The sequence below is a fragment of the Chloracidobacterium sp. genome, from assembly GCA_016720705.1.
Taxonomy (GTDB): Bacteria; Acidobacteriota; Blastocatellia; order Pyrinomonadales; family Pyrinomonadaceae; genus OLB17.
Window position 1 is genome coordinate 1,775,785 of sequence record JADKKB010000007.1, and the last position, 23,710, is coordinate 1,799,494.

Below are 23,710 nucleotides of genomic sequence, written 5' to 3' on the forward strand. Positions count from 1 at the left end.
CTATTCTTTCTCGGCCGCAGTCGGATGTATCGGCATCTTGGTCTGATCGTCGGGGTTAGCTAAAAGGTATTCTATGCCCTCGACGACCTCGGCAACGCTCTTCATCGACTGCACCTTATCATCGGGGATCATAATGTCAAATTCCTCTTCTAACTCAAAGATCAGGTTAAGCCCGTCGAGCGAATCAAGCCCGAGATCCTCAAAGGTCGTTTCGCTCTTGATCTCGTCGGGCGACATCTTTTTGAATGTTGCAAACACTCGGCGGACCCGTTCGAAAACAGTTTCTTCTGACATATTAAATCCCCCTGTTTGATCAAATATTACCGTTCGGCTTTTTCAAAATAAGTGTAATGGATTTGTTCCATTCCTTCCACTTCCGAATAGAACCCTATTGCCGAATTTGTGTCCTAGTAGATCGACGGTTCGCCCGGCGGACGTGTTTTCCAACGCTTGTGTATCCAGAACCACTGATCGGGATATGCCCGGATCACCTTTTCGATCTCATTGGTAATTTCCCTTGTGAGCTCGAGCATATCGTGTTGACGGTCGCCGGTGTTGGACGGTTGGATCAATTTGCCGTGAACGATCCGGTACATTTTTCGATTCTTGTCCCAAATGCAAAATGTGGGCAATATCAGCGCGTTCGATCTTGAGGCGATCATCGCCGGCCCGATAGACGTGCAGGCCGGCACCCCGAAGAACGGGACAAATACGCCCTCTTTCGGATGCACGTTCACATCAGCCAAAATGCCGAGGCCGCCGCCCTCATTCAGTATCTTTATCGCGACCATCGCTGAGTTATTCTTGTTGATCGGCATATTGCCGTAACGCGATCGAATGTCGTAGGTCATTTGGTCGATCATCAGATTATCGAGCGGTCGGGCCAGATATGATATCGGCTCGTAATTGGCGGCAAATGCCATTACGAGCATTTCCCAATTGCCAAAATGGCCGGTTACGAGCATTACGCCGCGACGTTCAGATAGGTGACGGTCATAAAGGGCCTGTGCCGTTTCGTCGAGTGTAAGATCGATTATTTGGGCCAGGTTTTCCGGCGTTGATTTGTGAAACTGGCTTAGTTCGCCGAGCACGCGGCCGAGATTGTCGAACGCCCCTTTTAGTATCTCGCGTCGCTCCGATAGCGACTTTTCCGGAAAAGCGATCTCCAGGTTTCGCATTCCGACCTTTCGAAGGCCTCCGATCAAGTGAAATGCCGTACGCAGAAAAACAAAGCACAACGCAAGGCTCATCCGCCGCGGCATCACCCCGAGCGTTACGAGCAATGCCCGCACAGCCACGTATTCTACTTTTATCTGTAAGCTGCTTTTTTTAGCCATTCGGTCCGGTAAGACAATGTAATACTTTAGATGCATCACTCGATAAATTCAATACCGCCCGTCGAAGTGTTAAACCTTACAAAACTCTTACAATTGCCGCGTTCAAAAGCTGTTAGGGTATTTGATGGGGACATTTGTTCCTGCAATTATTCAACCGTAAAGGGGCTTATTAATAGTGGAAAACGTAGTCGATTTTGAACCGTCGAGAAGTGGCAAATACAATTGGAACACGATCTTTTTCGTGGCCACATTCCATCTGGCCGCTCTAGCCGCATTTTTTACATTTAGCTGGCAGAATCTGGCCGCCGCACTGATCATCTGGTGGTTTGCCAATAGCTGGGGCGTCGGCATCGGCTATCACCGCCTGCTGTCGCACCGCGGATTTACGACGTCCAAATGGATGATCCGTTTTCTATCGACGCTAGCCACATTGGGGCTCCAGTCGGGCCCGATCGCGTGGACGACTACCCACCGCCTGCACCACGCCTTTACCGATCAGGAAAAAGATCCGCACAGCCCCCGCGTTAGTGCCTGGTGGTCGCATATGGGCTGGATATTTCAGGGAACGGCCCAGAATCAGCCCGATTCGGCGCGTAAGCGTTACTCGCCCGACTTGATGAAAGATCCGTATTTGGTCTTTATCGACAAGTACTATTACGTCACCACGCTGATCTTGGCCGCCGGCCTGTTTGCTATCGGCGGTTGGACAATGGTGCTCTGGGCAGTCGTCGTACGCGTCACGGTTAGCTGGCACTTTACCTGGTTGGTCAACTCGGCGACCCATATCTGGGGCTACCGTCGGTTCGACACCCGAGATGATTCGCGAAACAATATCCTGGTGGCCGCAGTCACCTTTGGCGAAGGCTGGCATAATAATCATCACGCTTTCGCACGTTCGGCAAAGCACGGTTTTACGTGGAAGGAATTTGACATCAACTGGTATCAAATTCAGCTTTTTGAGAAACTCGGTTTGATCAGCAATGTTTACGCCTACGACCTGAAGACCCAATCCGAGGCGCCAAAGGAAGTCCTAAAAGCCGCATAAACAATAGAAAACCTCAAAACGGAAAATGGAAAGTGAACCTGAGGGTTTCAATTTTCCATTTTCCGTTCTACATTTTGAGTAGCTATGCGCCGGCGTAAGACAGCTATTTTCTTTCTCGTACTCGGTATCGTCCTGTCGGTATTGGCGGTCGCGCTCAATATCGGGTGGATCATCCTGAATGTCCGCGAGGTCGTTCTGCTAGTGCTCGGGATCATATTTTTTGCCCTGATCATCACTGGACTGATCCTCAATACGATATTTCTCGTCCGCGAGATCCGCCGTAACGAGCAGCACGACGCCTTTCTCAATGCTGTCACCCACGAGCTAAAAACGCCCATTGCCTCGATCAAGCTCTACCTCGAGACGCTCAAGACTCGCGAACTGACCAAGGAAAAACGCGAAGAGTTTTACGACATAATGCTGTCGGATAATAAGCGCCTGCTGAACACGGTCGAACAGGTCCTACAGGCTAGCCGGACGCGTGAAAAGAGCCGACCGATGAATCTCGCTGAGATCGACCTGGGCGAATTGATCGTCGAAGCGATCGCGACGATCCGCAACCAGCGTCATCTCGGTGAGAGTGATATTCGCTTTACGGGTCCGAGCGAGTCGGTCAAGGTGCTCGGTGACCGTTTAGAACTGCATACCGCGATCGTAAACCTGCTCGAAAACGCCTTTAAGTACTCAGGGGCCGAGCCAAGAGTCTCGATCCGGCTCAAACCCGCCAGCAAGAATAAAGCTGAGATCTATGTCCGCGATAACGGCATCGGCATCGCCCGCAGCGACCTCAAGCGCATCTTCAAACGCTTTTACCGCGTACCGAATGCGTCGGTCGATGCCGCCAAAGGCACCGGCCTCGGCCTCGCCATCGTTCGCTCGATCGTCGAAAAACACGGCGGCCGCATCCGCGCCCAAAGCAAAGGCGAGGGCAAAGGTTCAACATTTATAATTCAATTGCCCAGGAATAGGGCCTGATCTAAAGCGGCCACGACCCTGTGTAAGCGAGGTCGGCGGAGCCTGTTAGGACTATTTCGTTGTCGTCGCGCCAGGTAACGCCGGTTTTGCCGCCGGGGCTCTCGACTGTCACATCGTGGCCGGTCTTACCGGTAAATGCGCAGAGCACGGCTGCACTGGCCGAACACGTTCCTGACGCCGAGGTTTCGCCAACGCCTCGTTCCCATATGCGAAGCTCGATATTCGCTCGGTCGTGTACCTTTACAAAAACGATATTGGCACGCTCGGGAAACAATGGATGGCTCTCCATCTCGCGGCCGACATCGCGCCAGTCAAAATCAAAGTTTTCTACGAAGATACACGCAACGGGATTGCCGACATTGATGGCCGAAACCAATATTGCCTGATCGCCGAGGACTACTTCGCGGTCGATCACTGAGTGGATCAGTTCGTCGGACGCAAATGGCACCTCGCGACTGGTAAAGTGCGGTATGCCGATCTCGGCCGTAAATTCAAAATGGCCCGCCGCCGACTCGAGCAGGTGAAAGCGCTTGATGCCGCTGCGCGTCCGCAGGCGTAGGTCGTCTGCCTCCCAATTTCCGGAATGATGCAGAAACGCTACCGCGCACCGGGTGCCATTACCGGAAAATCCGGCGATCGATCCATCCGGATTGACGATCTCGCAATTATAGTCGGCATCGACACCGTCGAGTCGCTCGAGTACCGCGATACCGTCCGCACCTGCTCCGGTATGCCGATCGCAGATCGCCGCCGCAAGCGTTGAAAGATCCGTGCCCGCCGTGAGCGAAGAGCCCTCGATGACAATGTAATCGTTTCCAAAACCGTGAAATTTACTAAAGTTGAGAGTGTTCATTAATGTTTTGTTATCTTAATTGGGGCCGTTGCCGTTTTCAATAAGGTTCTTAAAATGCCGTCTTACTGCCGTTTGACAGGTGTGATCTTGAGCGGAACGGTCTCGTCGCCGCGCTTCACCACGACATCGTAAACTTCACCGGCCTTCATCGTACCCATCACGAACATATAGTCCTGCGTGTTACGTACGTCGCGGCCGTTAAGCTTGACGATCTTGTCGCCCGTTTTGATGCCGGCGGCCGATGCCGGGGAATTGTCGCGAATACCGTCGACAACCATTCCGTCGTCGCTATCACCGTACCCGGGGATCGTGCCGAGCGTGATCGAAATGCCGCCGCGGCCGCCGCCCGGTGCTGCTGCCGATTTGGCGACCGTGTATGTCGGCCGCACCGCATTCTGATCGACCGCATTCACCAGGTCGGCGACGAATGTGTTGATGCGTTTGATACCTGCATAATTGATCTTGTCGGCCGTATCCGAAGGCTTGTGATAGTCGAGATGCGTGCCGGTAAAAAAGAATAATACCGGCACCTTCTTACCGTAAAATGAAGCGTGGTCCGACGGCCCGTAACCGTCGTCACTCAACACGAGATTAAATTTGCCGCCGACTCCGCTTGCCGCATCCGACAGCATCTCGTTATGCTTCTTAACGAGGTCGTTCCATTCACTGGCCGAGCCCATACCGCCAACATTAAGCTTGCCCTCATTCAATCGTCCGACCATATCCAGATTAAACATCGCGACCGATTTATCAAGCGGATATACTGGATTATTTGCGTAGAATTTAGACCCCAGCAAACCCTCTTCTTCACCACTGAAGGACATAAAGATGATCGTCCGTTTATTTTTCTTAACCGCCGAGAATTGCCGAGCTAGCTCTAGCAATGCGGATGTCCCCGACGCGTTGTCGTCCGCTCCGTGGTGGACCTCCATTGAGTTTGGAGCCAGACTGCCCTGCCCGCCACGTCCGAGATGGTCGTAGTGAGCTCCAATGATAATGTACTCGCCCTTCAGCACCGGATCAGTGCCGGGCAGCACTCCGATTATGTTGTAGGCGGGCGATGTCTTTTTTACAAGATTTACCTTGTAGCTCACCATCGGACGCGTGTCCGGGATCTTTACGTTGACCTTAACCGACGTATCCTTGCGCATCGCGGTCAAGCCCTCGATAGTCTTGAGTTCGTCAGCACTGACGCCGAGTATGTTTTCGGCAGTGTTTCGCGAAATTATAAACGTTGGGATCGCTGCCTCGCCGGTGGTTTGGTCGTACTTGAGCTGGGTTAACTTGTCGTCCTCAAACTTCGACTCGCGTGAGATGATAAGCATACCGACCGCCCCGTGATCCTTGGCGATCAATGCCTTGGTGAGCGGGTTCATTCGGCCGAACGCGCTCTGCGGATTGTCATTATCCGGATTGCCGTCGAAAACAATGACGATCTTGCCCTTGACGTCCACATCGACACCGTTCGGTTTGTAATCATCGTATTTCAGTTCGGCGGACGTGATGCCGAATCCGGCAAAGACCACGCTCACCGCCGGCGAGCTACCGTTAGGTGAAAAACCGACGGGCCGGGCGGGCACAAGATTTTCGACCTTGATCCGCTTGCCGTCCTTTTGTGTTAATTCTAATGTAAATTCATTGCCCGTTCTGCCCATCTCAACGCCCGTAACGTATTGAAAGGGCTGCATAAAGTTCGTCTTTCCGGTCGCCGTCTTAAAGCCGGGTTTGAGTTTTAATGCCGCGAACTGATTTGTCACATAGCCGGCCGCAACGGTCGCCCCGGGCTCACCCGTTCGTCGGCCTTCGAGTTTGTCAGAGGCGAGATAGCCTACGTGTTTGCGCAGATTTGCATCGATAACATCGGTCTTGACCGCCTGAGCCTTTTGGCCCGCGACGCTGCAGACTAGTGTTAAAACTAAAAATAGTCCGAATAAATGCCTTTTCATAAATTGATCGTCCTAAGGAAAACGTCACGGAGCTTTGCCGCTGCCGCCTGTGCCTCACGCGCCGATCTGAGGTCAGCGGCCGACAGTTTATCCCGCGTGTTACCGTCTTCGATTACGCGAACGGCCCGACCCGCGTCAAAGTATATGCGGCGTTCCGCCGGGAGAGCTTCGTCGTTTTCAGCTTTTTGAAAATAGAAGATGAGACGACCTAAGCCGTCAAATAGATATTCGTCGTGATAGACGCGGATCGACGATTTGCGTTCGGCCTTGACCATCACGAGTTCGTCAGGATATAGATGAGCCTCACTGTCGCCGCCCTTGTAATAGAACTTGAAGGTTTGTCCGTAGATCCCGACAGCCCGCCACTGATGGCCGCGGCTGTTGATCGACAACTCGTTCATCACAAGTTGTCCGGTTTCTGCTTGTTCGCCGTCGGTCTCGGCGAGGCGAGCTTTTTCAGCGATATCGGAGTAAGTCTTGCGTATGCTCTCAACGGCCTTGTTCGGCGACTGGGCCGCAACGGTGATGACCGCGAATAAAAAAAATGAAACGAAGACGATCTGTTTTTTCATATCAAATAGAACGCTTCGTTTCATATCAAATTTTTATTGTCCGGGGCTTTCGCCCGGAACTATTCTACCCAGTCAGCGATGAACACATTCGTGTCCCCCACCTTGGCATCGTTGCGGTTCGAAGCAAAAACCAACTTCTTGCCATCCGGTGAAAACATCGGAAAGCCGTCGAACGTCTCGTTATAGGTGACACGCTCAAGACCGGTACCATCGAGATTGATCAACGCCAGGTCAAAGTTACGTTTTCGCGGGTCTGTCGCGAAATGATTTGTACAAAAGATGATCCGCTTACCGTCCGGCGTAAAAAATGGTGCAAACGAACCCGCACCCAGTCTGGTGATCTGGCGTTTATTGGTTCCATCGGCATTCATCACCCAGAGCTCAAACGCAGTGGGAACTATCAGGTGCTGGGCCAGCAGACTCTTGTACGTCTTGATCTGTTCCGGTGTATCTTGGGTCGAGCGTCGATAAACTATCGATTTGCCATCCGGCGAATAGAACGCACCGCCGTCATAACCGATGGCGTCCGTCAGGCGTTTAATATTTTTGCCGTTGACGTCCATCGAGTAGAGATCAAGGTCACCGTCACGCTCTGATGTAAATACGATCTTCTTGCCATTGGGGCTTACGGTTGCTTCGGCGTCGTAACCCGGCGAGTCGGTAAGTTTGGTGATTTTCTTGCCGTCGATCGTTGATGTGTAAATATCGTAATCCGGATAAACTGCCCAAACGTAACCGGTCGAAAAATCCGGGTTTGGCGGACACTCTTTCTTTCCGCCGTGGGTCGATGCGTACAGGATCTTTTTGTTGCCCTTAAGAAAATAAGAGCAGGTCGTACGACCCTCGCCATTCGAGACCATCTTAACGTTCGAGCCGTCGATGTTCATCTTAAAGATCTGGTCGCAGCCGAGGTTGTCCCGCTTTGACTGAAAGATCAGCTGTTTGCCGTCATACGAAAAATACGCCTCGGCATTCTCACCGCCGAAGGTGAGTTGCTTAATGTTTTTCAAGTGCTTTTCGCCCTCAAAAGCCAGCGAGTTTTGCTGTGCCCCAACATTTACAAATGCCAAAACAACGATTACGAGAAAAAGAGCATAGAACTTCATATATAAGAAATATACCATTAAATTAGCTAATTTGGCACATCGCGTGACCTCAAAGCTGGCAAACTACCGGCCTTTTGTGAGGTCACGCGCGTAATTGCCTAATCGATGGTCAATTCGGCCGGTAATGCTCAATGCCGCCGCTGATCTCGAGTGCGATCTTGCCCTCGGAATGAGCATAGTCAAGATGAGCGATCGACTCTGAGATCGCCAAAAAACGGTGAACGTCGTGATCGAAAGAGTCGGGAAACAGTTCGCGGGCAACGTCGAATGCGGTCGTGCCCGTTTTGGGCACAAGTGAGATTACGCGTCGTTGGCGTTCGTCGATCGCCCGAACGTAGCGGTTAAATATCTCTTCGAAATCGGTCACCGGCTCTCCGTGGCCGCCGTAGGCCAATGTAGGCGAAAAGCTGCGCAGGCGTGCAAGCGAAACAAGGTACTCACCCAACGACTGGAACCGCTGTGTCGGGTCGAGTGGATGCGGCGACAAGATGGGGTTGGGCGTGATCCGCTTGATGACGCAATCGCCGCAGATCAGCGTCCGGTCGGCCTCACGGACAAATGAGCACGAACCCGGCGTGTGGCCCGGCGTGTGAAGTACCCGCAACACACCGCCGTCAAATTCGAGTTCCGCATCGTCAAGCAGTGGTCGATATTCGCCATCCGCCAGGGAATCGGTCAAAAGACTAATTTCTTCGTACAGGCTCTGCATTTCCAGAAACACCGAATCAGGCACGCCAGAACGATGCATAAGGTCACGGTGCTCCTGATGGGCAAGGCGCCCAAAAAGGTGTCCGGTCTCCCATTCGTGTATCAAGACCTCGGCGTTCTTGGATTCGTCGCGAACTTGCTTGGTAAGTCCACAGTGGTCCTCATGGGCGTGGGTCAAAACGATCCGTCTGACATCCGAAAACTTGATGCCGTGCTGTGCAAGCTTTTCGCGCAAGGCTTTGGATGCAGCCGGCGTTTTAGGCCCGACGTCGATCAGCGTCACCGGATCTTCTTTGATCAGGTAAACATTGACATCACCTACATAGAACGGGGTTGGGATCGACAGTGGAATTATCTTCATATAAATTAACGCAGCACGTTACACGAATAGCACGAAACGATCGCAAAATACAGCGTCAGGCGCCTGTTGTCAGGATCTATCGAGCGAGCATTTATATACTTTTACAACCCAATAATAGTTGTCCGCACAACACTATTCGATCGACGGTATATGCTAAAATTCGCTTAAGCCAAAATTGAAACGGTTAAAATAACAAAAACATCACGTTTTTACTTGCCTAAATTCGGTTTTTGGGTTAAAAATTTCAAAGCTAATCTTTTCTTTGCAATTATCTGACCGCAATCGTTTTATAGTTCAGTCTTGAGTCCGATCACAGATCCGGCCCAAATAAACGGGGTATCCGACTTTCCCCCATTTTGCGACAGCAACAGCAATTGCCGGCAGAAATTCAAATGTATCAAGAGTTTAAGGAGATAAAATCAATGAGATCATTACCGTCAAACGCGGCGGCAGCGTTATCACGTCTCGTGGTATTTACAGCTGCATTGCTGGTGTTTACAGCGTCTGCAATGGCTCAAGCACAGGCAACCGCTGCCGACCTTTCTGGAACGGTGACCGACCCGAGTGGCGCCGTCGTCGCCGGTGCAACCGTTACAGCTAAGAATATTGGCACAAATGCCGCACGTACCGTCGTTTCAGGACCCGATGGCGATTACCAGTTCATCGGTCTGACGCCGGGAGCATATGAGATTTCCGCACAGGCATCTAACTTCAAGAAAGTAGTCATCTCTCCCGTCCGACTTACCGTCGGTCAGAGTGCTGCACTTTCGATCAAGCTTGAGATCGGTGGCCAGGACATTGTCGTTAATGTGTCGGGTGATGATGTTCAATTGGTCGAAACAACACGCACGACCGTCTCGAACACTATCGATCAGGCGCGCATCAACAACTTGCCGATCAACGAACGCAGTGCAACCGGTTTTGCCTTGACGCTTTCGACGGTTGGCCGTGATAACGGCCGTGCGGTCGGTCCGGCGCCGACATCGGGTCTCAACATCGGCGGCCAACGCGGTCGCTCGACGCTGGTCCAGGTCGATGGAGCCGATTTTACCGACAACTCGATCAACGCCGCGCGCTCGACCGTTTCGCAAGAGGCGGTTCAGGAATATCAGGTTACGACAAACTCGTATATGCCTGAATTTGGACGTGCGACAGGCGGTATCGTCAACGTTGTCACCAAACGTGGCAGCAATGATTTTCACGGTAACGTTTTCGGATTTATCCGTGACAAGAGCATCCAGTCCAAGAACGCATTTGCCCCGCTGATCGATAATGATCCGAGCAAAAAGCCCGGCTATACGCGTGCCCAATATGGAGCGACCCTCGGCGGTCCGATCGCTCGCGAAAAGGCATTCTTCTTTATTGCTTTCGAACAGCGTCGCCGTCAGGAATCCGGTTTCTTTACCGGCGATATCGTCGGCGGTGCAACCTCAAGCGTGACGATCGGTGCTCCGATCCTGCCTTTTACACAGACCTTTAACGGTATGACGGCGGCACAGGTCGGTTACGTCCAGGGCCTGATCGCAACCGGTATTCCGGCTAATATCAGCCAAGCCGTCAGCTATGCTTATCTGACCTCGGCCGGCACCCAGACCGCTCTCAACGGCGGCAGCACATTGATCAGTGCGGGTGGTGCGATCCCGGCGGGACAGCCTGTCGGCAACCGCTTTTTCCTTTCAGGTGCCCCGGTTCCCTTAACACGGAACGCGGGCGGCGAATTTGTTGCGTTTCGTCCGTTGAATCAGTTGCGGCGTATCTTCCCTATCTCGGAGGGTACAACCTATTATTCGGGACGCTACGATCAGGTCCTCAATGATAACAATCAGCTTTCGATCCGCGTCGGCTACAACCCGAGCCGGATCAATGGTATTCAGGACGAGTCGCAGAATCAGACGCTCGGACAGAATGACTACTCAAGAACGGGTATTCAGGACCTAAAGGATATGTCGTTTGGTGCATCGATCACCAGCATAATGCCGAAAAATCTGATCAATGAGTTCTACTTCAACTTCGGCCGCCGCGACGCCAAATTTGACTCGCAGGTTCCGAGTGTAGCTCTCCAGATCGCCGGAACCGGCTTTATCGGGTCCAATCCGTTCTCGCCGGTCACTCGTCGCGAAAATCGTTACCAGCTTCGCGACAATATGACCTGGGCACCTAAGAACCACATCGTCAAATTCGGAGTTGATATGAACTACGTGGGTGGACGTGCCAGCTTTGAGCTGAACTTCCCCGCACTTTTCAACTTCAGCCAGCAGTCGTGCAGCACGCTCATCACAGGATGCACGGGGCCCGCATTGACCGCGATCCAGGCATACGGTCTTGGTTTTCCGAGTGTGTTCATTCAGGGTTTTGGTGACCCGAACAGCTCGATCAAAAATAAACCGATCGGTATGTTCATCCAGGATACCTGGAAGCTCAGCCGCCGCGTTACCTTTAACTACGGTGTCCGTTACGACATCGAGCTGACCGATGAGTTTGCCCCGAGTGCATTCCGCGATCCGCTGACCGGCATTACCTTGACGCAGGAAGATGTGCAGGTGGCCCAGGATGCTCTCAACATCACGCAGGGATTCCCGCGTGACCGTAACAACATCGCACCGCGAATCGGTGCAGCGTGGGATGTCCGCGGAAACGGCAAGACTGTCATCCGTGCTGCCGGTGGTATGTTCTACGATCACCCACTGCTCGTAGTATCCTTCAACTCGAACGTTGCTGACGGTTCACAGCAGCAGCAGGCGACACTTCTGCCGATCGGCGGTCCGTCGCCACTCGGCTTGTTCAACGCATTTCAGGTAATGCACGGAACCCTGATTCCTTGTAACTTTGCGGGTGCATCGCCGGGAACCAACTGCACGCCTGGCCTTGCCGGTTCGGCTCAGTATCTCCCGGGTTATATGCGTTTCAATCCGAGCACCTTTACCGGTTTCGGACCGATCTTGCCGTTCACACTGCACGTGTCAAAGGACTTTGAGTATCCGTACGCGATGCAGGGCAACCTTGCTATTGAACAACAGATCGGCAAGGATATGTCGCTCTCAGCCAGTTACATCACCGTCAATTCACGTCACCTTGCCCACCCGCAGGACGTCAATCAGGTGAATCTACAGGCCTTGACTGATAACTTCCGCCGTTACACCGCAAATAATCCGCTCGCTTGCGGCGGCCCTTGCGGACCGAACGGACGTGCTCCGTCAAACCTTTCTGAAGCTGCGTTCTTCTCAATGCCGACGACCTCCAACGCTCTTTACACGGTCGTCATTCCGGGACTGATCGCAGTCAATAACACGACCGGACTTAGGATCGTCAGCCCGATCGTTGCTAACTTCTTCCGCCGCCTCGGCCCGAACTACTTCTTTGCCGCGGCCGTCACCGGCGGAGCAGTTACCAAGGCAGTGCTCGACGCTCAGCTTGCCGGATCGCTCCGCTCTGCGGGTCCGATCAATCCGTATGCTGACGTCAATGCCCAGCTTTCGGATGGCAACTCGTCATACAATGCCTTGAACATCGAATTGAAAAAGCGATTTTCAAGCAACGTTCAGTTCTTTGCGACCTATACCTGGTCACACTCGATCGACGATTCGTCGGATCTGCAGACGCTTCTTAAACCGCAGGATAATAACAATTTCCGTGCGGAACGTTCGGATTCGCTGTTCGATCAGCGTCACCGATTCGTATTCAGCGGTGTTATCGGTGCTCCGGATAGCTGGAGATCAGATGGTGGCTTCAAGCGGTTTTTGCACGGATTTTCGTTTGCTCCGATCGTCGAATACGGTTCAGGCCGTCCCTTCAACATTCTGGCAGTGGGCGATGCGAACGGCGATTTCCAGAGCACGAACGAGCGTCCGACCGTTAGGACCGACGGTTCGCTCTGTGCGACCGGTGTTGACGCGAACTGCTTCCAGGGCGTCTTCCCGATGAGCGGCAATCTGGGACGTAATATGGGTATCACCCGCAATTACTTCTCGGTTGACGCACGTCTCACCAAGAAGATCCGCATTGGCGAACGTGTCAGTCTGGACCTCATTGCCGAGGGCTTTAACTTGTTCAACCGCTTTAACGAGGCGGCATCGAACCCGTTCTATCAGGTCGTCAACTCTGTCGGCCAGAAGAAGGGTGGTAAATACCTCAGCAACTCAACGTCCGCATTTGACCCGCGGCAGTTCCAGTTTGGCCTGAAGCTCAACTTCTAAGCCACCGGATCTGATCAAGACTTGCGGCCGGATATTCGACGAATATCCGGCCGCATTTTTGCGTCGATACGTTTTGCTCGGGTAATCTATTGATGATGTCGATTTCCGAAAAGATAAGGCAGTTTGCTCTCGACGCCGGCTTTGACAAGGTTGGCATCGTCCCGGCAATGTACCTCGACGATGAGACCGAGCGGTTCAAGCTCTGGCTCGACGCCGGACACCACGCCGAAATGGCCTGGATAGCCCGCGATCCGCAACGCCGCACAGATCCTCGTGAGATCTTCCCGGCAGCACGGTCGGTCGTCGTCGTACTCAAAAATTACTATACCGATCACCGGCATACGTCTCCTGGAAAGATCTCGCGGTACGCGTGGGGAGACGATTATCACGACGTGGTCGGAGCCGCACTCCGGACTATGCTCGAACTCATAAGGACCGAGGTCCCGGATGCGGACGGTAAGGCCTGCGTCGATATCTCGCCGATGATGGACAAGGCCTGGGCCGTCCGGGCGGGACTCGGGTGGCAGGGCAAACACTCTAATGTAATAACTCGCGACCTTGGTTCGTGGGTCTTTATCGGCGAACTGATCCTCGATCTCGATCTCGAATACGACGCCGTACAGGTCGAAGATCATTGCGGCACTTGCACGGCCTGCCTCGATGCCTGCCCGACGTCGGCGATCGTCGAACCGTACATCGTCGATTCGGCCAAATGCATCTCATACGCGACGATCGAGCATCGTGGTGAATCGCTGCCGCCGAATATTGCGCAAAATCTCGAGGGTTGGATCTACGGCTGTGACATATGTCAGGACGTATGCCCTTGGAATCGATTTGAAAAGCAGACGTCCGAGGCACGATTTGAACCACGACTAGGCCAAACGTCGCTCGATCCGGATGCGGTCATCGAAATGGACCACGAGGCATATGTCGAGCGATTTCGTCGCTCGGCTGTCAAGCGTGCAAAATTGGGCGGCCTGCAGCGTAACGCAAATTATCTCAACAAATGAGCACCACACGTGCCGCAAAACCCATATATGAAGAGAAGTAGCTACTTATTGCCAACTATTATGATCGGGGCATTTGTATTCGCCGTCTCCGGTGCTTTGATATCGGCTCGAGCCGATTCGGCAGCATTATCGACTTTGGCAAAGCCTTTGCCGACGCCCGTAAGGACACAGGCAAGGACCGCGGATGCTGAATTCAAACGGCTACTGCGTCTCCGCGATTCATTGGCAAAAATTCCGGTGGAAAAAATTGATCGCCAACCGCATAAGAGCTTTATAAAGGCCAACCGCAAGGATATCGTTTACAGCGAACCTGCCGGTCAGTGGTTGGTGCGGTCAGACCTTTTTTGGAATTTGCGAAATAAGTACAAGGCACTGCCGATCGCCGACGACATTGCTTGGGCCGCCGCCGAAAACCCTTTGCCGGGTGAATGTGAGGGCGATATAAACTGCTACATCTACACTAACCGCGTCACACTCGCCCAATATTTGAGTTTCTACCCTAACGGAAAGAGTGCTAAAAAGGCTCTGGCCGAGATCATCGAGGAGCTTGACTACATAGTCGAAGACCTAAACGGCAAAAAGGGAAACTATGTGGGCCCGGACGACAAGGCGGGGCGGGACGAACTTGCCAAAAGGATCGCGGAAATGCGTGTGATCTTGTCAAAGGTCACCGCGGCGGACCGTGCAAAGGTCATCTCGCAGCTTGCTACGATAGGCGAAGCGTTCAGGTAGAGCGAAATTCGCCGGACTATCCTGTATCATTAATTTAATGCTTCGCGATGCTTACAATCGGGTCATCCGTGACCTTCGTATTTCGGTGACCGACCGGTGCAACTTCAGGTGCTTTTACTGCCTGCCGAACGGCGAACCGCCGATGGCTCGAAAAGATACGTTACTGACCTTTGAAGAAACAACGTACTTAGCCGAAATATTCGTTTCGCTCGGCATCGAGAAGATAAGGCTCACCGGCGGAGAACCGCTTGTGCGAAAGGACGTTTCCAACCTTGCGGCGGGCATCGCCGCTCTTAAGCCGCAACTCAAGGATCTCGCGATCACTACCAACGGGTTCATTTTTCCGGCACACGCCGCCGATCTGCGAAAGGCAGGTGTCGATCGTGTAACGATCAGTCTGGATAGTCTCGACCGCGATAAATTTGCCAAAATGACCGGCGTCGACGGTATCGACAAGGTCTTTGACGCGATCGAGGCGGCACGGCAAACGGGCTTTGATCCGATCAAGATCAATGCCGCTGTCATCCGCGGGCATAATGACGATGAGTTTGTCGACTTTGCCCGATTTGCCCGTGAAAATGCGATCTCGATGCGATTCATCGAGTTTATGCCGCTCGATAGCGGTCACGAGTGGAGCCGTGAAATGGTCGTCCCGGGCCGCGAGATCTACGACACGATCAACGCCGTCTACCCATTGAAATTAAAAGGTGCGTCGCGTGGAAGCGAGACCGCCTGGAAATATGAGTTTGCCGACGGCTCGCCCGGCGAGATCGGGATCATCGCTCCGGTGACCGAGATGTTCTGTGGTGCCTGCTCACGAATTCGCCTAACGGCCGACGGCCAGATCCGTACCTGTCTTTTCTCAAATATCGAACATAACCTCCGAGATGTGCTCCGTAGCGGTGCCTCGCGATCCGAGATCATTGCCTTTATCGAAGATGTAGTCTTAAAAAAAGAACCGCGTCATTACATAAACGACGCGGACTTTGTCCAACCATCACGCACGATGAGCTTTATCGGCGGCTAATACCCATTCAGTCCGGCCTACAATCGCTCAAACCTCGCCTGAAAGAACCTCAAATACTTCGGCTCGTAGACCATCTTCAGCCCGGTCGTCTGGTCACGGATCTCAAATGCTGCGCGGACTGATTCGGCAACGACATCCATATGGGCCTGTGTATATACGCGACGCGGGATGGTCAGGCGCGTTAGTTCGAGTTTGGGGAAATTGTGGTCGCCGGTCTTAGCGTTGCGTCCGGCGCTTGCGATACCGCGTTCCATCGAGCGGATCCCGGAGTCGAGATAGAGTTCGGCGGCCAGCGTTTGCGCCGGAAACTTGATCTGATCAAGATGCGGATAAAATGCCTTGGCGTCCAGAAATATCGCGTGGCCGCCGACCGGATGGACGATCGGGATGCCCCACGTCGTCAGCAGTTCGCCAAGATAACGCACCTGACCGATACGCGAATGGATATGTTCGTCCTGCACGCTTTCGGCGATACCGATCGCCATCGCCTCGAGGTCGCGGCCGGCGAGGCCGCCGTAGGTATGCAGCCCTTCATAAACAACGACGAGATTTCTCAGCTCTTCAAACATTTCGTGGTCGTTGATGGCCAGCCAGCCGCCAATATTGACGAGACTGTCTTTTTTGGCACTCATCCAGGCACCGTCGGTGTAAGAGCAAAATTCCAGCAGGATCTCGGCGATCGACTTGTTTTCGTAACCGTCTTCGCGTTCCTGTATAAAGAATGAGTTTTCGACAAGGCGCGTGGCGTCGAGATATACCTTGATACCGTAGCGGTCAGCGAGTGCTCGCACCGCCCGGATGTTTTCCATACTCACCGGTTGACCGCCGGCCATATTTACCGTTCCGGCGACGCTGACATACGCGATATTCTCAGCACCCTCGCGCTTGATAAGTGCGTCGAGTTTGTCTAGGTCGATATTCCCCTTAAATTTGTGCAGTATCTCGGGGTCGTGTGCTTCGTCGATGATGACGTCGGCAAAGATGCCGCCGGCTAACTCCTGATGTAGCCGCGTGGTCGTAAAGTACATATTGCCGGGGACATACTGGCCCTTTTTGATCGCGACCTGACTGATCAGATGTTCGGCCCCGCGGCCCTGATGCGTCGGGACGATATATTTGTAGCCGTAATATTTCTGTATCGCGTCGTCGAGATGATAAAAGTTGCGGCTACCGGCGTATGCTTCGTCCCCGAGCATCATTCCGGCCCACTGCCGATCACTCATCGCACCGGTACCGCTGTCGGTCAAAAGGTCAATGTACACGTCGTCAGACCGCAGCAAAAAGGTGTTGTAGCCCGCCTCGGTCAAGGCTTTTTCGCGATCTTCGCGGGTGATCATATTGAGCGGCTCGACCATCTTGATCTTCCAGGGTTCGGCCCACGATCGTCGGCTAAACTGCTGGCCAATGGTCATTAATGTATTCGGTGACATCTGATTCAGTACTCCTTATTTCGGAACTTAGATCTACTTTCGGTAAGGTCGCTTGATATCGGTCGAGGACGTTTCGACCATTCGACACGCGCAACACGACAGACGGGATCTGCGTGATCCCGACATTGCCCCGATCAACTTTCAACCGCGCCGAAAAATACTTTGATTATGCTCTCTTATTTTTTAGAGAAAAGTGACCGGCATCACAGCCCGGGCCGATCAGCCTTGTTTCCGGCCGGCCATATCCAGGCCAACCGCAGCCACCAGTATGGAACCCTTGATGATGTCCTGCATAAAATCGCGTACGTTGAGTAGCGACATCCCGTTATCGAGGCTCGCCATTATCAGAGCGCCGAGGCAAGCTCCAAATATCGTGCCGCGTCCGCCGACCAGCGAGGCGCCACCGATGACGCAGGCGGCGATGGCATCGAGTTCTTTCAGTGTGCCGGCATCGGGCGTCGCACTGCCCACTCGTCCTGCAAATATCAGTGCCGCCAGGCCCGTGAGTGCACCGAGTATCATATACACCTTCAGCACATTGCGGCGGTTGTCGATACCCGAGAGTCGGGCCGCGTCGGCGTTGCCGCCAATGGCGTAAAGATATCGCCCAAACGTCGTGGAGGTGGTCATAAACGCTCCGAAGAGTGCAACCACGACAAATATCAGGACCGGGATCGGGACGCCTTTGCCCTCGTACGAGTTCATCACCCAAATAAAAGCGATTATCGCGCTTATCGGAAGGATCGATTTGATCAGTTCGGAGCCGTAATTTGCCTCGCCGAGGCCATACGTTTTGACCGAGCGAGCCCGCTGAACGGCCATCAACAGCACGAACGCGATTGCTAGTGCAGCCAGTATCCACCCGAATCCGGAGCCGACATAGCTCTGGCCGATCGCCTTGAACGACTCGTCAGAGATCGGGATCGTATTGCCGCTCAAAAGCATCTTGACGGCACCGCGCCAAGCGAGCAGGCCGCCGAGTGTGACAATAAAGGCCGGAATATTGAGGTATGCCGCCAATACGCCGTGCACTAGTCCGATGACGACACAGACCGCGATCGCAAGTGCTATCGCCGTCGGCAGACTATATCCGGCGGCCAGAGCCCACGCCGCCATTCCTCCGGCAAACCCGAGCACCGACCCGACCGACAGATCGATGTTCCCCGAGACGATCACCATCAGCATCCCGACCGACAAAATGCCGGTCACCGACATCTGCGTCATCAGATTGGAAAGATTGCGTGGCGTCAGGAAGATGGAGTCGGTCGCCCAATGAAAATATGCCCAGATCAGCCCCAGCACCGCGATCATCACATACGCTCGGAGCGATGCCGTATTTATTCGAGATTTGATGGTTTCGTCCATTTGTTTCTTTCTGATCGAGCAGAGCTACTTTATAAATAACCTTAGTATCCGCGCGTGCCGTGTGATCTGTGGTCTAAATGCAGTTGCGGTCAATATTGCATCAATTCGAACCCGTCGCGGCCGCCATTACTTTTTCGGGTGTGGCTTCGCTGCGCGTAAATTCGCCGGTTATACGGCCCTCGTGCAGCACCATCACACGGTCCGATAGCCCAAGCACCTCGGGCAACTCCGACGAGACCAGCACGATCGCCATACCATCTTTGGCAAGCCGGTTGATCTCCGCATAGATCTCTTGTTTTGCTCCGACATCAATGCCCCGTGTCGGTTCGTCGAGAAATAAAATTTTGGGATTGGTCAAGAGCCACTTACCCAACACGACTTTTTGCTGATTGCCGCCCGACAGCGTGCCGGCGACCGTCAATGTGGAATTTGCCTTGATCCTGAGACTCTTCATCGGACCGCCGGCAGCGATCGTCTCCCGCGTACGGTTACACACAAATCGGCCCGAGATCGATTTGAGACCCGCGAGCGTCATATTGTCGAGTATCGTCTGCTCCAGTATCAAGCCAAAACGCTTTCGGTCCTCCGTGACAAATCCGATGCCGTGAGCGATCGCGTCCGCGGGCGAATTGATCGCTATCGGGCGACCGGCGGCTAATATTTCGCGGCTATACACACCCTTCCAAGCGCCGAATATTGCCATCAGCAACTCAGATCGTCCCGCACCCATCAAACCGGCGATCCCGAGCACCTCACCCTTACGGACGGCAAACGAAACGTCCTTGACCAGAGCCTTATCCGGCCGATCGATCGAGAAGACATTCAAACCCCGGACCTCCAGTGCCATCTCGCCAAATTCGTGTTCGGGCTTGGGGAAAATATCACCGACCTCGCGACCGACCATCGCCGAGATGACCTTGTCCTTGGTCAGATCGGCAGTGGCGTGTGTGCCCACAGTTTTACCGTCGCGGAGCACTGTGACTCGGTCGCTGAGGCGAAAAACCTCGTCCAATTTGTGCGAGATGTAGATCATCCCAACGCCGCGGTCGCGCAGCTTTTCTAGAATGTGAAAAAGGGTTCCGACCTCAGATTCCGTCAGAGCGGCGGTCGGTTCGTCAAGTACCAGTATTCGTGCATCTTTTGAGAGTGCCTTGGCGATCTCGACGAGTTGCTGTTGCCCGATGCCAAGATTGCCGACCTTTACACGCGGATCGATGTCGAGATTGAGTTCGCGGAGCAGATTTGAGGCCTTGTGGTACAACTCGGTCCAGTTGATAACACCAAATCGCGAAGGCTCTTTGCCCAAAAAGATGTTCTCGCCGACCGTTAGTTCTTTGACCAGCGACAGTTCCTGAAAGATGATTGAGACGCCTGCAGTTTCCGAGTCGCGAATGCCCTTAAATTCACGCACGCGGTCATCGATCAGGATATCGCCATCGTAAGTACCAGTTGGATACACTCCCGAGAGCACCTTCATCAAGGTCGATTTGCCCGCACCATTCTCGCCCACGAGCGAGTGAAACTCGCCGGTATTTAGCGTAAAGCTCACGCCGTCCAGTGCCCTGACGCCCGGAAATTCCTTGACGATCGAACGCATTTCAAGCAGGTGCATAACTTAGGAAGGACGATCTCGTCTTAAGCCGTTTAACGGATTTTCTTTGCCGATTTTACGCGCTTACCGGAGGATTCCAAAACGCAAATACTACCGAAGTTCAACCTGGCCAAATGACCGCCCGAAATATTGCAAAAGTAGACCGCCACAGGCAGAACTGACCCAATAGAGTTTTATGTCACACGGCGACAGCATTGGTACTGATCGGCCGATACATTATAATTACATTCGTTCACTTATTATAAGATTATGTCTGAACAACCATCTATAACGTCAATGTCGAGCGAATCGAGGCTCTTTCCGCCGCCGGCTGATTTCGCGGCTGATGCTCACGTCAAGAGCTTTGATGAATACGAGAAGCTTTATGCCGCGGCCGCGGCCGACCCGGAAGGCTTTTGGGCAAAACAAGCCGAGGATTTGCATTGGTTTCGCAAGTGGGACACCGTGCTCGACTGGCAGGAACCGCACGCCAAATGGTTCTCCGGCGGTAAGATCAATATTACTTACAATTGCCTCGATCGCCATCTGACGACGTGGCGGCGAAACAAGGCCGCGATCATCTGGGAGGGCGAGACCGGTGAGGTCAAGACCATCACTTATCTACAGCTGCACCAAGAGGTTTCGCGGTTTGCCAACGTCCTCAAGAGTCTGGGCGTCAAGACCGGTGACCGTGTCGCTATCTATATGCCGCTTATTCCGGCACTGACTGTGGCGATGCTGGCGTGTGCCCGCATCGGAGCGACGCATCTGGTTATTTTCGGCGGGTTCTCAGCCGATGCCATTCGCGATCGCGTCAATGACGGCGGCTGTAAACTGATAGTTACGGCTGACGGAGGTTATCGTCGCGGTAGTGAGATCAAGCTCAAAGAGATCGTTGACGAGGCTGTCGCACAGTGCCCGATCGTAGAGGACGTAATAGTTTTTCAGCGGACACAGTCCAAGGTTCATATGGTGCCGGGCCGCGATCATTGGTGGCACGAACTCACCAAGACCGTCGGCATTCCGTGTCCTGCAGAGGAACTTGACTCAGAACATCCACTATTTGTTCTTTACACCTCGGGTACGACTGGCAAACCCAAGGGCATTCTGCACACGACGGGCGGCTATCTGACGCAGACCGCCTACACGACAAAGCTCGTTTTTGACCTAAAGGACAATGATATCTTTTGGTGCACGGCCGATATCGGCTGGGTGACCGGCCACAGCTACGTGGTTTACGGCCCGCTTGCCAATGGAGCAACGGTCTTTATGTACGAGGGCGCGCCGAATTACCCCGATTACGATCGCTTTTGGGATATGATCGACCGCCACAAGATCAACATCCTCTACACTGCGCCCACCGCGATCCGTGCGTTTATAAAGTGGGGTGAACAGTATCCTCTACGCCACGACCTCTCATCTCTGCGTCTGCTCGGCAGTGTCGGCGAACCGATCAACCCCGAGGCGTGGATGTGGTATCACAAGGTGATCGGCAAGGGAAAATGTCCGATCGTCGACACCTGGTGGCAGACTGAGACCGGGGCGATAATGATCAGCCCGTTGCCCGGGGCGACACCAACTGTGCCGGGTACGGCCACGAGGCCGATACCGGGGATCCTGGTCGATATCGTCACCAAATCCGGCAAACCGGTTGGACCAAACGACGGTGGCTATCTCGTGGTTACGCATCCCTGGCCGGCGATGCTCCGCACACTTTGGGGCGACGACGAAAGGTATAAGCAGGCATACTGGTCTGAGATCCCCGGCAAGTATTTTGCCGGTGACGGTGCCCGCCGCGACGAGCACGGTTACTACTGGATAATGGGCCGTGTCGATGATGTGATCAATGTCAGCGGCCATCGACTCGGCACCGCCGAGATCGAATCAGCCCTTGTTTCACACGAGTTTGTGGCCGAGGCAGCGGTCGTTGGGCGACCGGACGAGATCAAGGGACAGGCTATTTCGGCATTTGTCACGCTCGAGGGCGGCCGCACGGGCGACGACGAACTCAAGAATATTCTCCGGGCTCACGTCACTCACGAGATCGGAGCGCTTGCCCGGCCCGACGATATCCGCTTTACGGATATGCTGCCAAAAACACGCTCAGGCAAGATAATGCGCCGGCTATTGCGCGAGCTTGCTGCCGGCGGTGTGGTCGCCGGCGATGTCACCACGCTCGAAGACATCTCGGTGCTCGAAAAGCTCCGCGAGGATGAGGAATAAACGATGACGGCACAAAACCCGACCCCAAGTCCGACGCAGGAACTGACCGATGCCGGCCGCGACTTTTATCGCCGCGGTTGGGCTCTCGGCACGAGCGGTAATTTTAGCATCCTGCTCGCCCGCAAGCCTTTGCGACTATGCATCACCGCTGCCGGCAATGAAAAAGCAACGCTTGACGAGACCAATTTCCTTGAGCTGGATGACGACGCTGAGATCTTGCAGGGATTTGGCCGCCCGTCGGATGAGACGCTGCTGCATTTAGCGATCTATCGCCTGCGGCCGCGGGCCCGCTGTATCCTGTACACACATTCGGTATGGGGCACGATACTTTCGGATATGATGTATGTCGACGGGGCGATCACGCTACAGGGTTATGAGGTCTTAAAGGGGCTCTCGGGCGTCGATAAACACGATCACATCGAAACCGTGCCGATCATCGAAAATTCGCAAGACCGTATCGCTCAATCACACGTCTTACAGAATGTTCTGCTCGAGTCGGGCGATATTCACGGCATTTATATTCGCCGCCACGGTCTTTTTGCGTGGGGCGAGACCGTCGCCGAGGCTCGGCGGCACGTCGAGATATTTGAGCATTTATTTGAGGTGACGGTGCGTTCGTTGGGAATCACAAAGAAATAGAGATATAGATATGGAAAACAAAGCTTTAGAAACGGCCACGTTGGCCGCCGGATGTTTTTGGTGCGTCGAGCCGATCTTTGACGCCCTGATCGGTGTCGAGGATGTCGCCTCGGGTTACTCCGGCGGCCGCACCGAAAATCCGACGTACCAACAAGTGTGTTCCGAAACAACCGGCCACGCGGAGGTCGTCCAGGTCCGGTTTGATCCCGAACAACTTTCGTATGCCGATCTCCTGCGTGTCTATTTCACCGTTCACGATCCGACTACTCTCAATCGTCAGGGCGGAGACATCGGTACATCATACCGGTCGGCGATCTTTTACCGATCGGATGAGCAACGGCAAACCGCCGCCGAGATAATCGCCGAGGTCACCGCCGAAGCCATCTATGACAACCCGATCGTCACCGAAGTGACCGCATTCGATAAGTTTTGGCCCGCCGAAGACTATCACCAGGAATACTTCGCCAACAACCCTAACCAACCGTACTGCGCCGCAGTGGTCGCGCCCAAGGTTGCGAAGTTTCGCCAGAAATTCGCTTCCCGACTCAAACGCAGTTGACGGCATTAATATCTGCAAAATAAAGATTGACACTTTCA

19 protein-coding genes are annotated in these 23,710 nt (G+C 53.7%); 9 read left to right on the plus strand and 10 right to left on the minus strand.

Annotated features, from left to right (window positions below; genetic code table 11):
* Complete coding sequence (locus IPQ00_15170; GenBank protein MBL0241903.1) at nucleotides 1-294, minus strand: acyl carrier protein; 294 nt, start codon at nucleotides 292-294, stop codon at nucleotides 1-3.
* A gap of 113 nt (nucleotides 295-407) precedes the next feature.
* Nucleotides 408-1,337 carry a lysophospholipid acyltransferase family protein gene (locus tag IPQ00_15175; protein ID MBL0241904.1) on the minus strand — a complete coding sequence of 310 codons (930 nt, stop codon included), beginning with the start codon at nucleotides 1,335-1,337 and terminating at the stop codon, nucleotides 408-410.
* A gap of 232 nt (nucleotides 1,338-1,569) precedes the next feature.
* Between IPQ00_15175 and IPQ00_15180 the strand changes: the two genes are divergently transcribed.
* Both IPQ00_15180 and IPQ00_15185 read left to right on the plus strand, forming a co-directional pair.
* Nucleotides 1,570-2,382 carry a fatty acid desaturase gene (locus tag IPQ00_15180; GenBank protein MBL0241905.1) on the plus strand — a complete coding sequence of 271 codons (813 nt, stop codon included), beginning with the start codon at nucleotides 1,570-1,572 and terminating at the stop codon, nucleotides 2,380-2,382.
* Between the two features lie 84 nt (nucleotides 2,383-2,466).
* Complete coding sequence (locus IPQ00_15185) at nucleotides 2,467-3,357, plus strand: ATP-binding protein (protein MBL0241906.1); 891 nt, start codon at nucleotides 2,467-2,469, stop codon at nucleotides 3,355-3,357.
* Nucleotide 3,358: 1 nt separating this feature from the next.
* Here IPQ00_15185 and dapF read toward each other — a convergent pair whose 3' ends face one another.
* From dapF to IPQ00_15210, 5 genes are all read right to left on the minus strand, one after another.
* Complete coding sequence (gene dapF, locus IPQ00_15190; protein MBL0241907.1) at nucleotides 3,359-4,210, minus strand: diaminopimelate epimerase; 852 nt, start codon at nucleotides 4,208-4,210, stop codon at nucleotides 3,359-3,361.
* Nucleotides 4,211-4,272: 62 nt separating this feature from the next.
* A complete protein-coding gene (locus IPQ00_15195) occupies nucleotides 4,273-6,156 on the minus strand; it encodes a M28 family peptidase (GenBank protein ID MBL0241908.1) in 1,884 nt (627 codons plus the stop codon).
* Nucleotides 6,153-6,752 carry a hypothetical protein gene (locus IPQ00_15200; protein ID MBL0241909.1) on the minus strand — a complete coding sequence of 200 codons (600 nt, stop codon included), beginning with the start codon at nucleotides 6,750-6,752 and terminating at the stop codon, nucleotides 6,153-6,155. Before IPQ00_15200 ends, IPQ00_15195 begins: the two co-directional genes overlap by 4 nt.
* Before the next feature lie 35 nt (nucleotides 6,753-6,787).
* A complete protein-coding gene (locus IPQ00_15205) occupies nucleotides 6,788-7,834 on the minus strand; it encodes a PD40 domain-containing protein (GenBank protein ID MBL0241910.1) in 1,047 nt (348 codons plus the stop codon).
* A gap of 109 nt (nucleotides 7,835-7,943) precedes the next feature.
* Nucleotides 7,944-8,903 carry an MBL fold metallo-hydrolase gene (locus IPQ00_15210; protein MBL0241911.1) on the minus strand — a complete coding sequence of 320 codons (960 nt, stop codon included), beginning with the start codon at nucleotides 8,901-8,903 and terminating at the stop codon, nucleotides 7,944-7,946.
* A gap of 422 nt (nucleotides 8,904-9,325) precedes the next feature.
* On the opposite strand from IPQ00_15210, the gene IPQ00_15215 reads away from it, so the two are divergent.
* The 4 genes from IPQ00_15215 to moaA all read left to right on the plus strand — a co-directional run bounded on the left by IPQ00_15215 (nucleotide 9,326) and on the right by moaA (nucleotide 15,865).
* Entirely contained in the window at nucleotides 9,326-13,096 is a 3,771-nt protein-coding gene (locus IPQ00_15215) for a TonB-dependent receptor (GenBank protein ID MBL0241912.1), read from the plus strand.
* 92 nt (nucleotides 13,097-13,188) lie between these two features.
* Complete coding sequence (gene queG, locus IPQ00_15220; GenBank protein MBL0241913.1) at nucleotides 13,189-14,106, plus strand: tRNA epoxyqueuosine(34) reductase QueG; 918 nt, start codon at nucleotides 13,189-13,191, stop codon at nucleotides 14,104-14,106.
* 27 nt (nucleotides 14,107-14,133) lie between these two features.
* Nucleotides 14,134-14,838 (plus strand): hypothetical protein, encoded by a 705-nt coding sequence (locus tag IPQ00_15225; GenBank protein ID MBL0241914.1) that lies wholly within the window; start codon nucleotides 14,134-14,136, stop codon nucleotides 14,836-14,838.
* Nucleotides 14,839-14,875: 37 nt separating this feature from the next.
* Nucleotides 14,876-15,865, plus strand: a complete 990-nt coding sequence (gene moaA, locus IPQ00_15230) for a GTP 3',8-cyclase MoaA (protein ID MBL0241915.1) — start codon at nucleotides 14,876-14,878, stop codon at nucleotides 15,863-15,865.
* A gap of 17 nt (nucleotides 15,866-15,882) precedes the next feature.
* Here the strand turns inward: moaA and IPQ00_15235 are convergent, their stop codons facing one another.
* From IPQ00_15235 to IPQ00_15245, 3 genes are all read right to left on the minus strand, one after another.
* Nucleotides 15,883-17,277, minus strand: a complete 1,395-nt coding sequence (locus tag IPQ00_15235; GenBank protein ID MBL0241916.1) for a tyrosine phenol-lyase — start codon at nucleotides 17,275-17,277, stop codon at nucleotides 15,883-15,885.
* A gap of 237 nt (nucleotides 17,278-17,514) precedes the next feature.
* Complete coding sequence (locus tag IPQ00_15240; GenBank protein ID MBL0241917.1) at nucleotides 17,515-18,660, minus strand: sugar ABC transporter permease; 1,146 nt, start codon at nucleotides 18,658-18,660, stop codon at nucleotides 17,515-17,517.
* Nucleotides 18,661-18,760: 100 nt separating this feature from the next.
* Nucleotides 18,761-20,272 carry a xylose ABC transporter ATP-binding protein gene (locus tag IPQ00_15245; GenBank protein ID MBL0241918.1) on the minus strand — a complete coding sequence of 504 codons (1,512 nt, stop codon included), beginning with the start codon at nucleotides 20,270-20,272 and terminating at the stop codon, nucleotides 18,761-18,763.
* Between the two features lie 249 nt (nucleotides 20,273-20,521).
* On the opposite strand from IPQ00_15245, the gene acs reads away from it, so the two are divergent.
* Genes acs through msrA form a run of 3 tightly spaced genes read left to right on the plus strand, consistent with a single transcriptional unit; the run spans nucleotide 20,522 to nucleotide 23,672 of the window.
* Nucleotides 20,522-22,474, plus strand: a complete 1,953-nt coding sequence (gene acs, locus IPQ00_15250; protein ID MBL0241919.1) for an acetate--CoA ligase — start codon at nucleotides 20,522-20,524, stop codon at nucleotides 22,472-22,474.
* 3 nt (nucleotides 22,475-22,477) lie between these two features.
* Nucleotides 22,478-23,113: a methylthioribulose 1-phosphate dehydratase gene (gene mtnB, locus IPQ00_15255; GenBank protein ID MBL0241920.1), complete on the plus strand. Its 636-nt coding sequence runs from the start codon at nucleotides 22,478-22,480 to the stop codon at nucleotides 23,111-23,113.
* Between the two features lie 10 nt (nucleotides 23,114-23,123).
* Nucleotides 23,124-23,672, plus strand: coding sequence for a peptide-methionine (S)-S-oxide reductase MsrA (gene msrA, locus IPQ00_15260; GenBank protein ID MBL0241921.1), 549 nt, complete (start codon nucleotides 23,124-23,126; stop codon nucleotides 23,670-23,672).
* Nucleotides 23,673-23,710: the final 38 nt, after the last annotated feature.

What these genes read in the sequence shown, in the direction of transcription:
- IPQ00_15170 (MBL0241903.1), bottom strand. Translation starts at nt 294, where the DNA reads ATGTCAGAAGAAACTGTTTTCGAACGGGTCCGCCGAGTGTTTGCAACA.
- IPQ00_15175 (MBL0241904.1), bottom strand. Translation starts at nt 1,337, where the DNA reads ATGGCTAAAAAAAGCAGCTTACAGATAAAAGTAGAATACGTGGCTGTG.
- IPQ00_15185 (MBL0241906.1), top strand. Translation starts at nt 2,467, where the DNA reads ATGCGCCGGCGTAAGACAGCTATTTTCTTTCTCGTACTCGGTATCGTC.
- dapF (MBL0241907.1), bottom strand. Translation starts at nt 4,210, where the DNA reads ATGAACACTCTCAACTTTAGTAAATTTCACGGTTTTGGAAACGATTAC.
- IPQ00_15195 (MBL0241908.1), bottom strand. Translation starts at nt 6,156, where the DNA reads ATGAAAAGGCATTTATTCGGACTATTTTTAGTTTTAACACTAGTCTGC.
- IPQ00_15200 (MBL0241909.1), bottom strand. Translation starts at nt 6,752, where the DNA reads ATGAAACGAAGCGTTCTATTTGATATGAAAAAACAGATCGTCTTCGTT.
- IPQ00_15205 (MBL0241910.1), bottom strand. Translation starts at nt 7,834, where the DNA reads ATGAAGTTCTATGCTCTTTTTCTCGTAATCGTTGTTTTGGCATTTGTA.
- IPQ00_15210 (MBL0241911.1), bottom strand. Translation starts at nt 8,903, where the DNA reads ATGAAGATAATTCCACTGTCGATCCCAACCCCGTTCTATGTAGGTGAT.
- IPQ00_15215 (MBL0241912.1), top strand. Translation starts at nt 9,326, where the DNA reads ATGAGATCATTACCGTCAAACGCGGCGGCAGCGTTATCACGTCTCGTG.
- queG (MBL0241913.1), top strand. Translation starts at nt 13,189, where the DNA reads ATGATGTCGATTTCCGAAAAGATAAGGCAGTTTGCTCTCGACGCCGGC.
- IPQ00_15225 (MBL0241914.1), top strand. Translation starts at nt 14,134, where the DNA reads ATGAAGAGAAGTAGCTACTTATTGCCAACTATTATGATCGGGGCATTT.
- moaA (MBL0241915.1), top strand. Translation starts at nt 14,876, where the DNA reads ATGCTTCGCGATGCTTACAATCGGGTCATCCGTGACCTTCGTATTTCG.
- IPQ00_15235 (MBL0241916.1), bottom strand. Translation starts at nt 17,277, where the DNA reads ATGACCATTGGCCAGCAGTTTAGCCGACGATCGTGGGCCGAACCCTGG.
- IPQ00_15240 (MBL0241917.1), bottom strand. Translation starts at nt 18,660, where the DNA reads ATGGACGAAACCATCAAATCTCGAATAAATACGGCATCGCTCCGAGCG.
- IPQ00_15245 (MBL0241918.1), bottom strand. Translation starts at nt 20,272, where the DNA reads ATGCACCTGCTTGAAATGCGTTCGATCGTCAAGGAATTTCCGGGCGTC.
- acs (MBL0241919.1), top strand. Translation starts at nt 20,522, where the DNA reads ATGTCTGAACAACCATCTATAACGTCAATGTCGAGCGAATCGAGGCTC.
- mtnB (MBL0241920.1), top strand. Translation starts at nt 22,478, where the DNA reads ATGACGGCACAAAACCCGACCCCAAGTCCGACGCAGGAACTGACCGAT.
- msrA (MBL0241921.1), top strand. Translation starts at nt 23,124, where the DNA reads ATGGAAAACAAAGCTTTAGAAACGGCCACGTTGGCCGCCGGATGTTTT.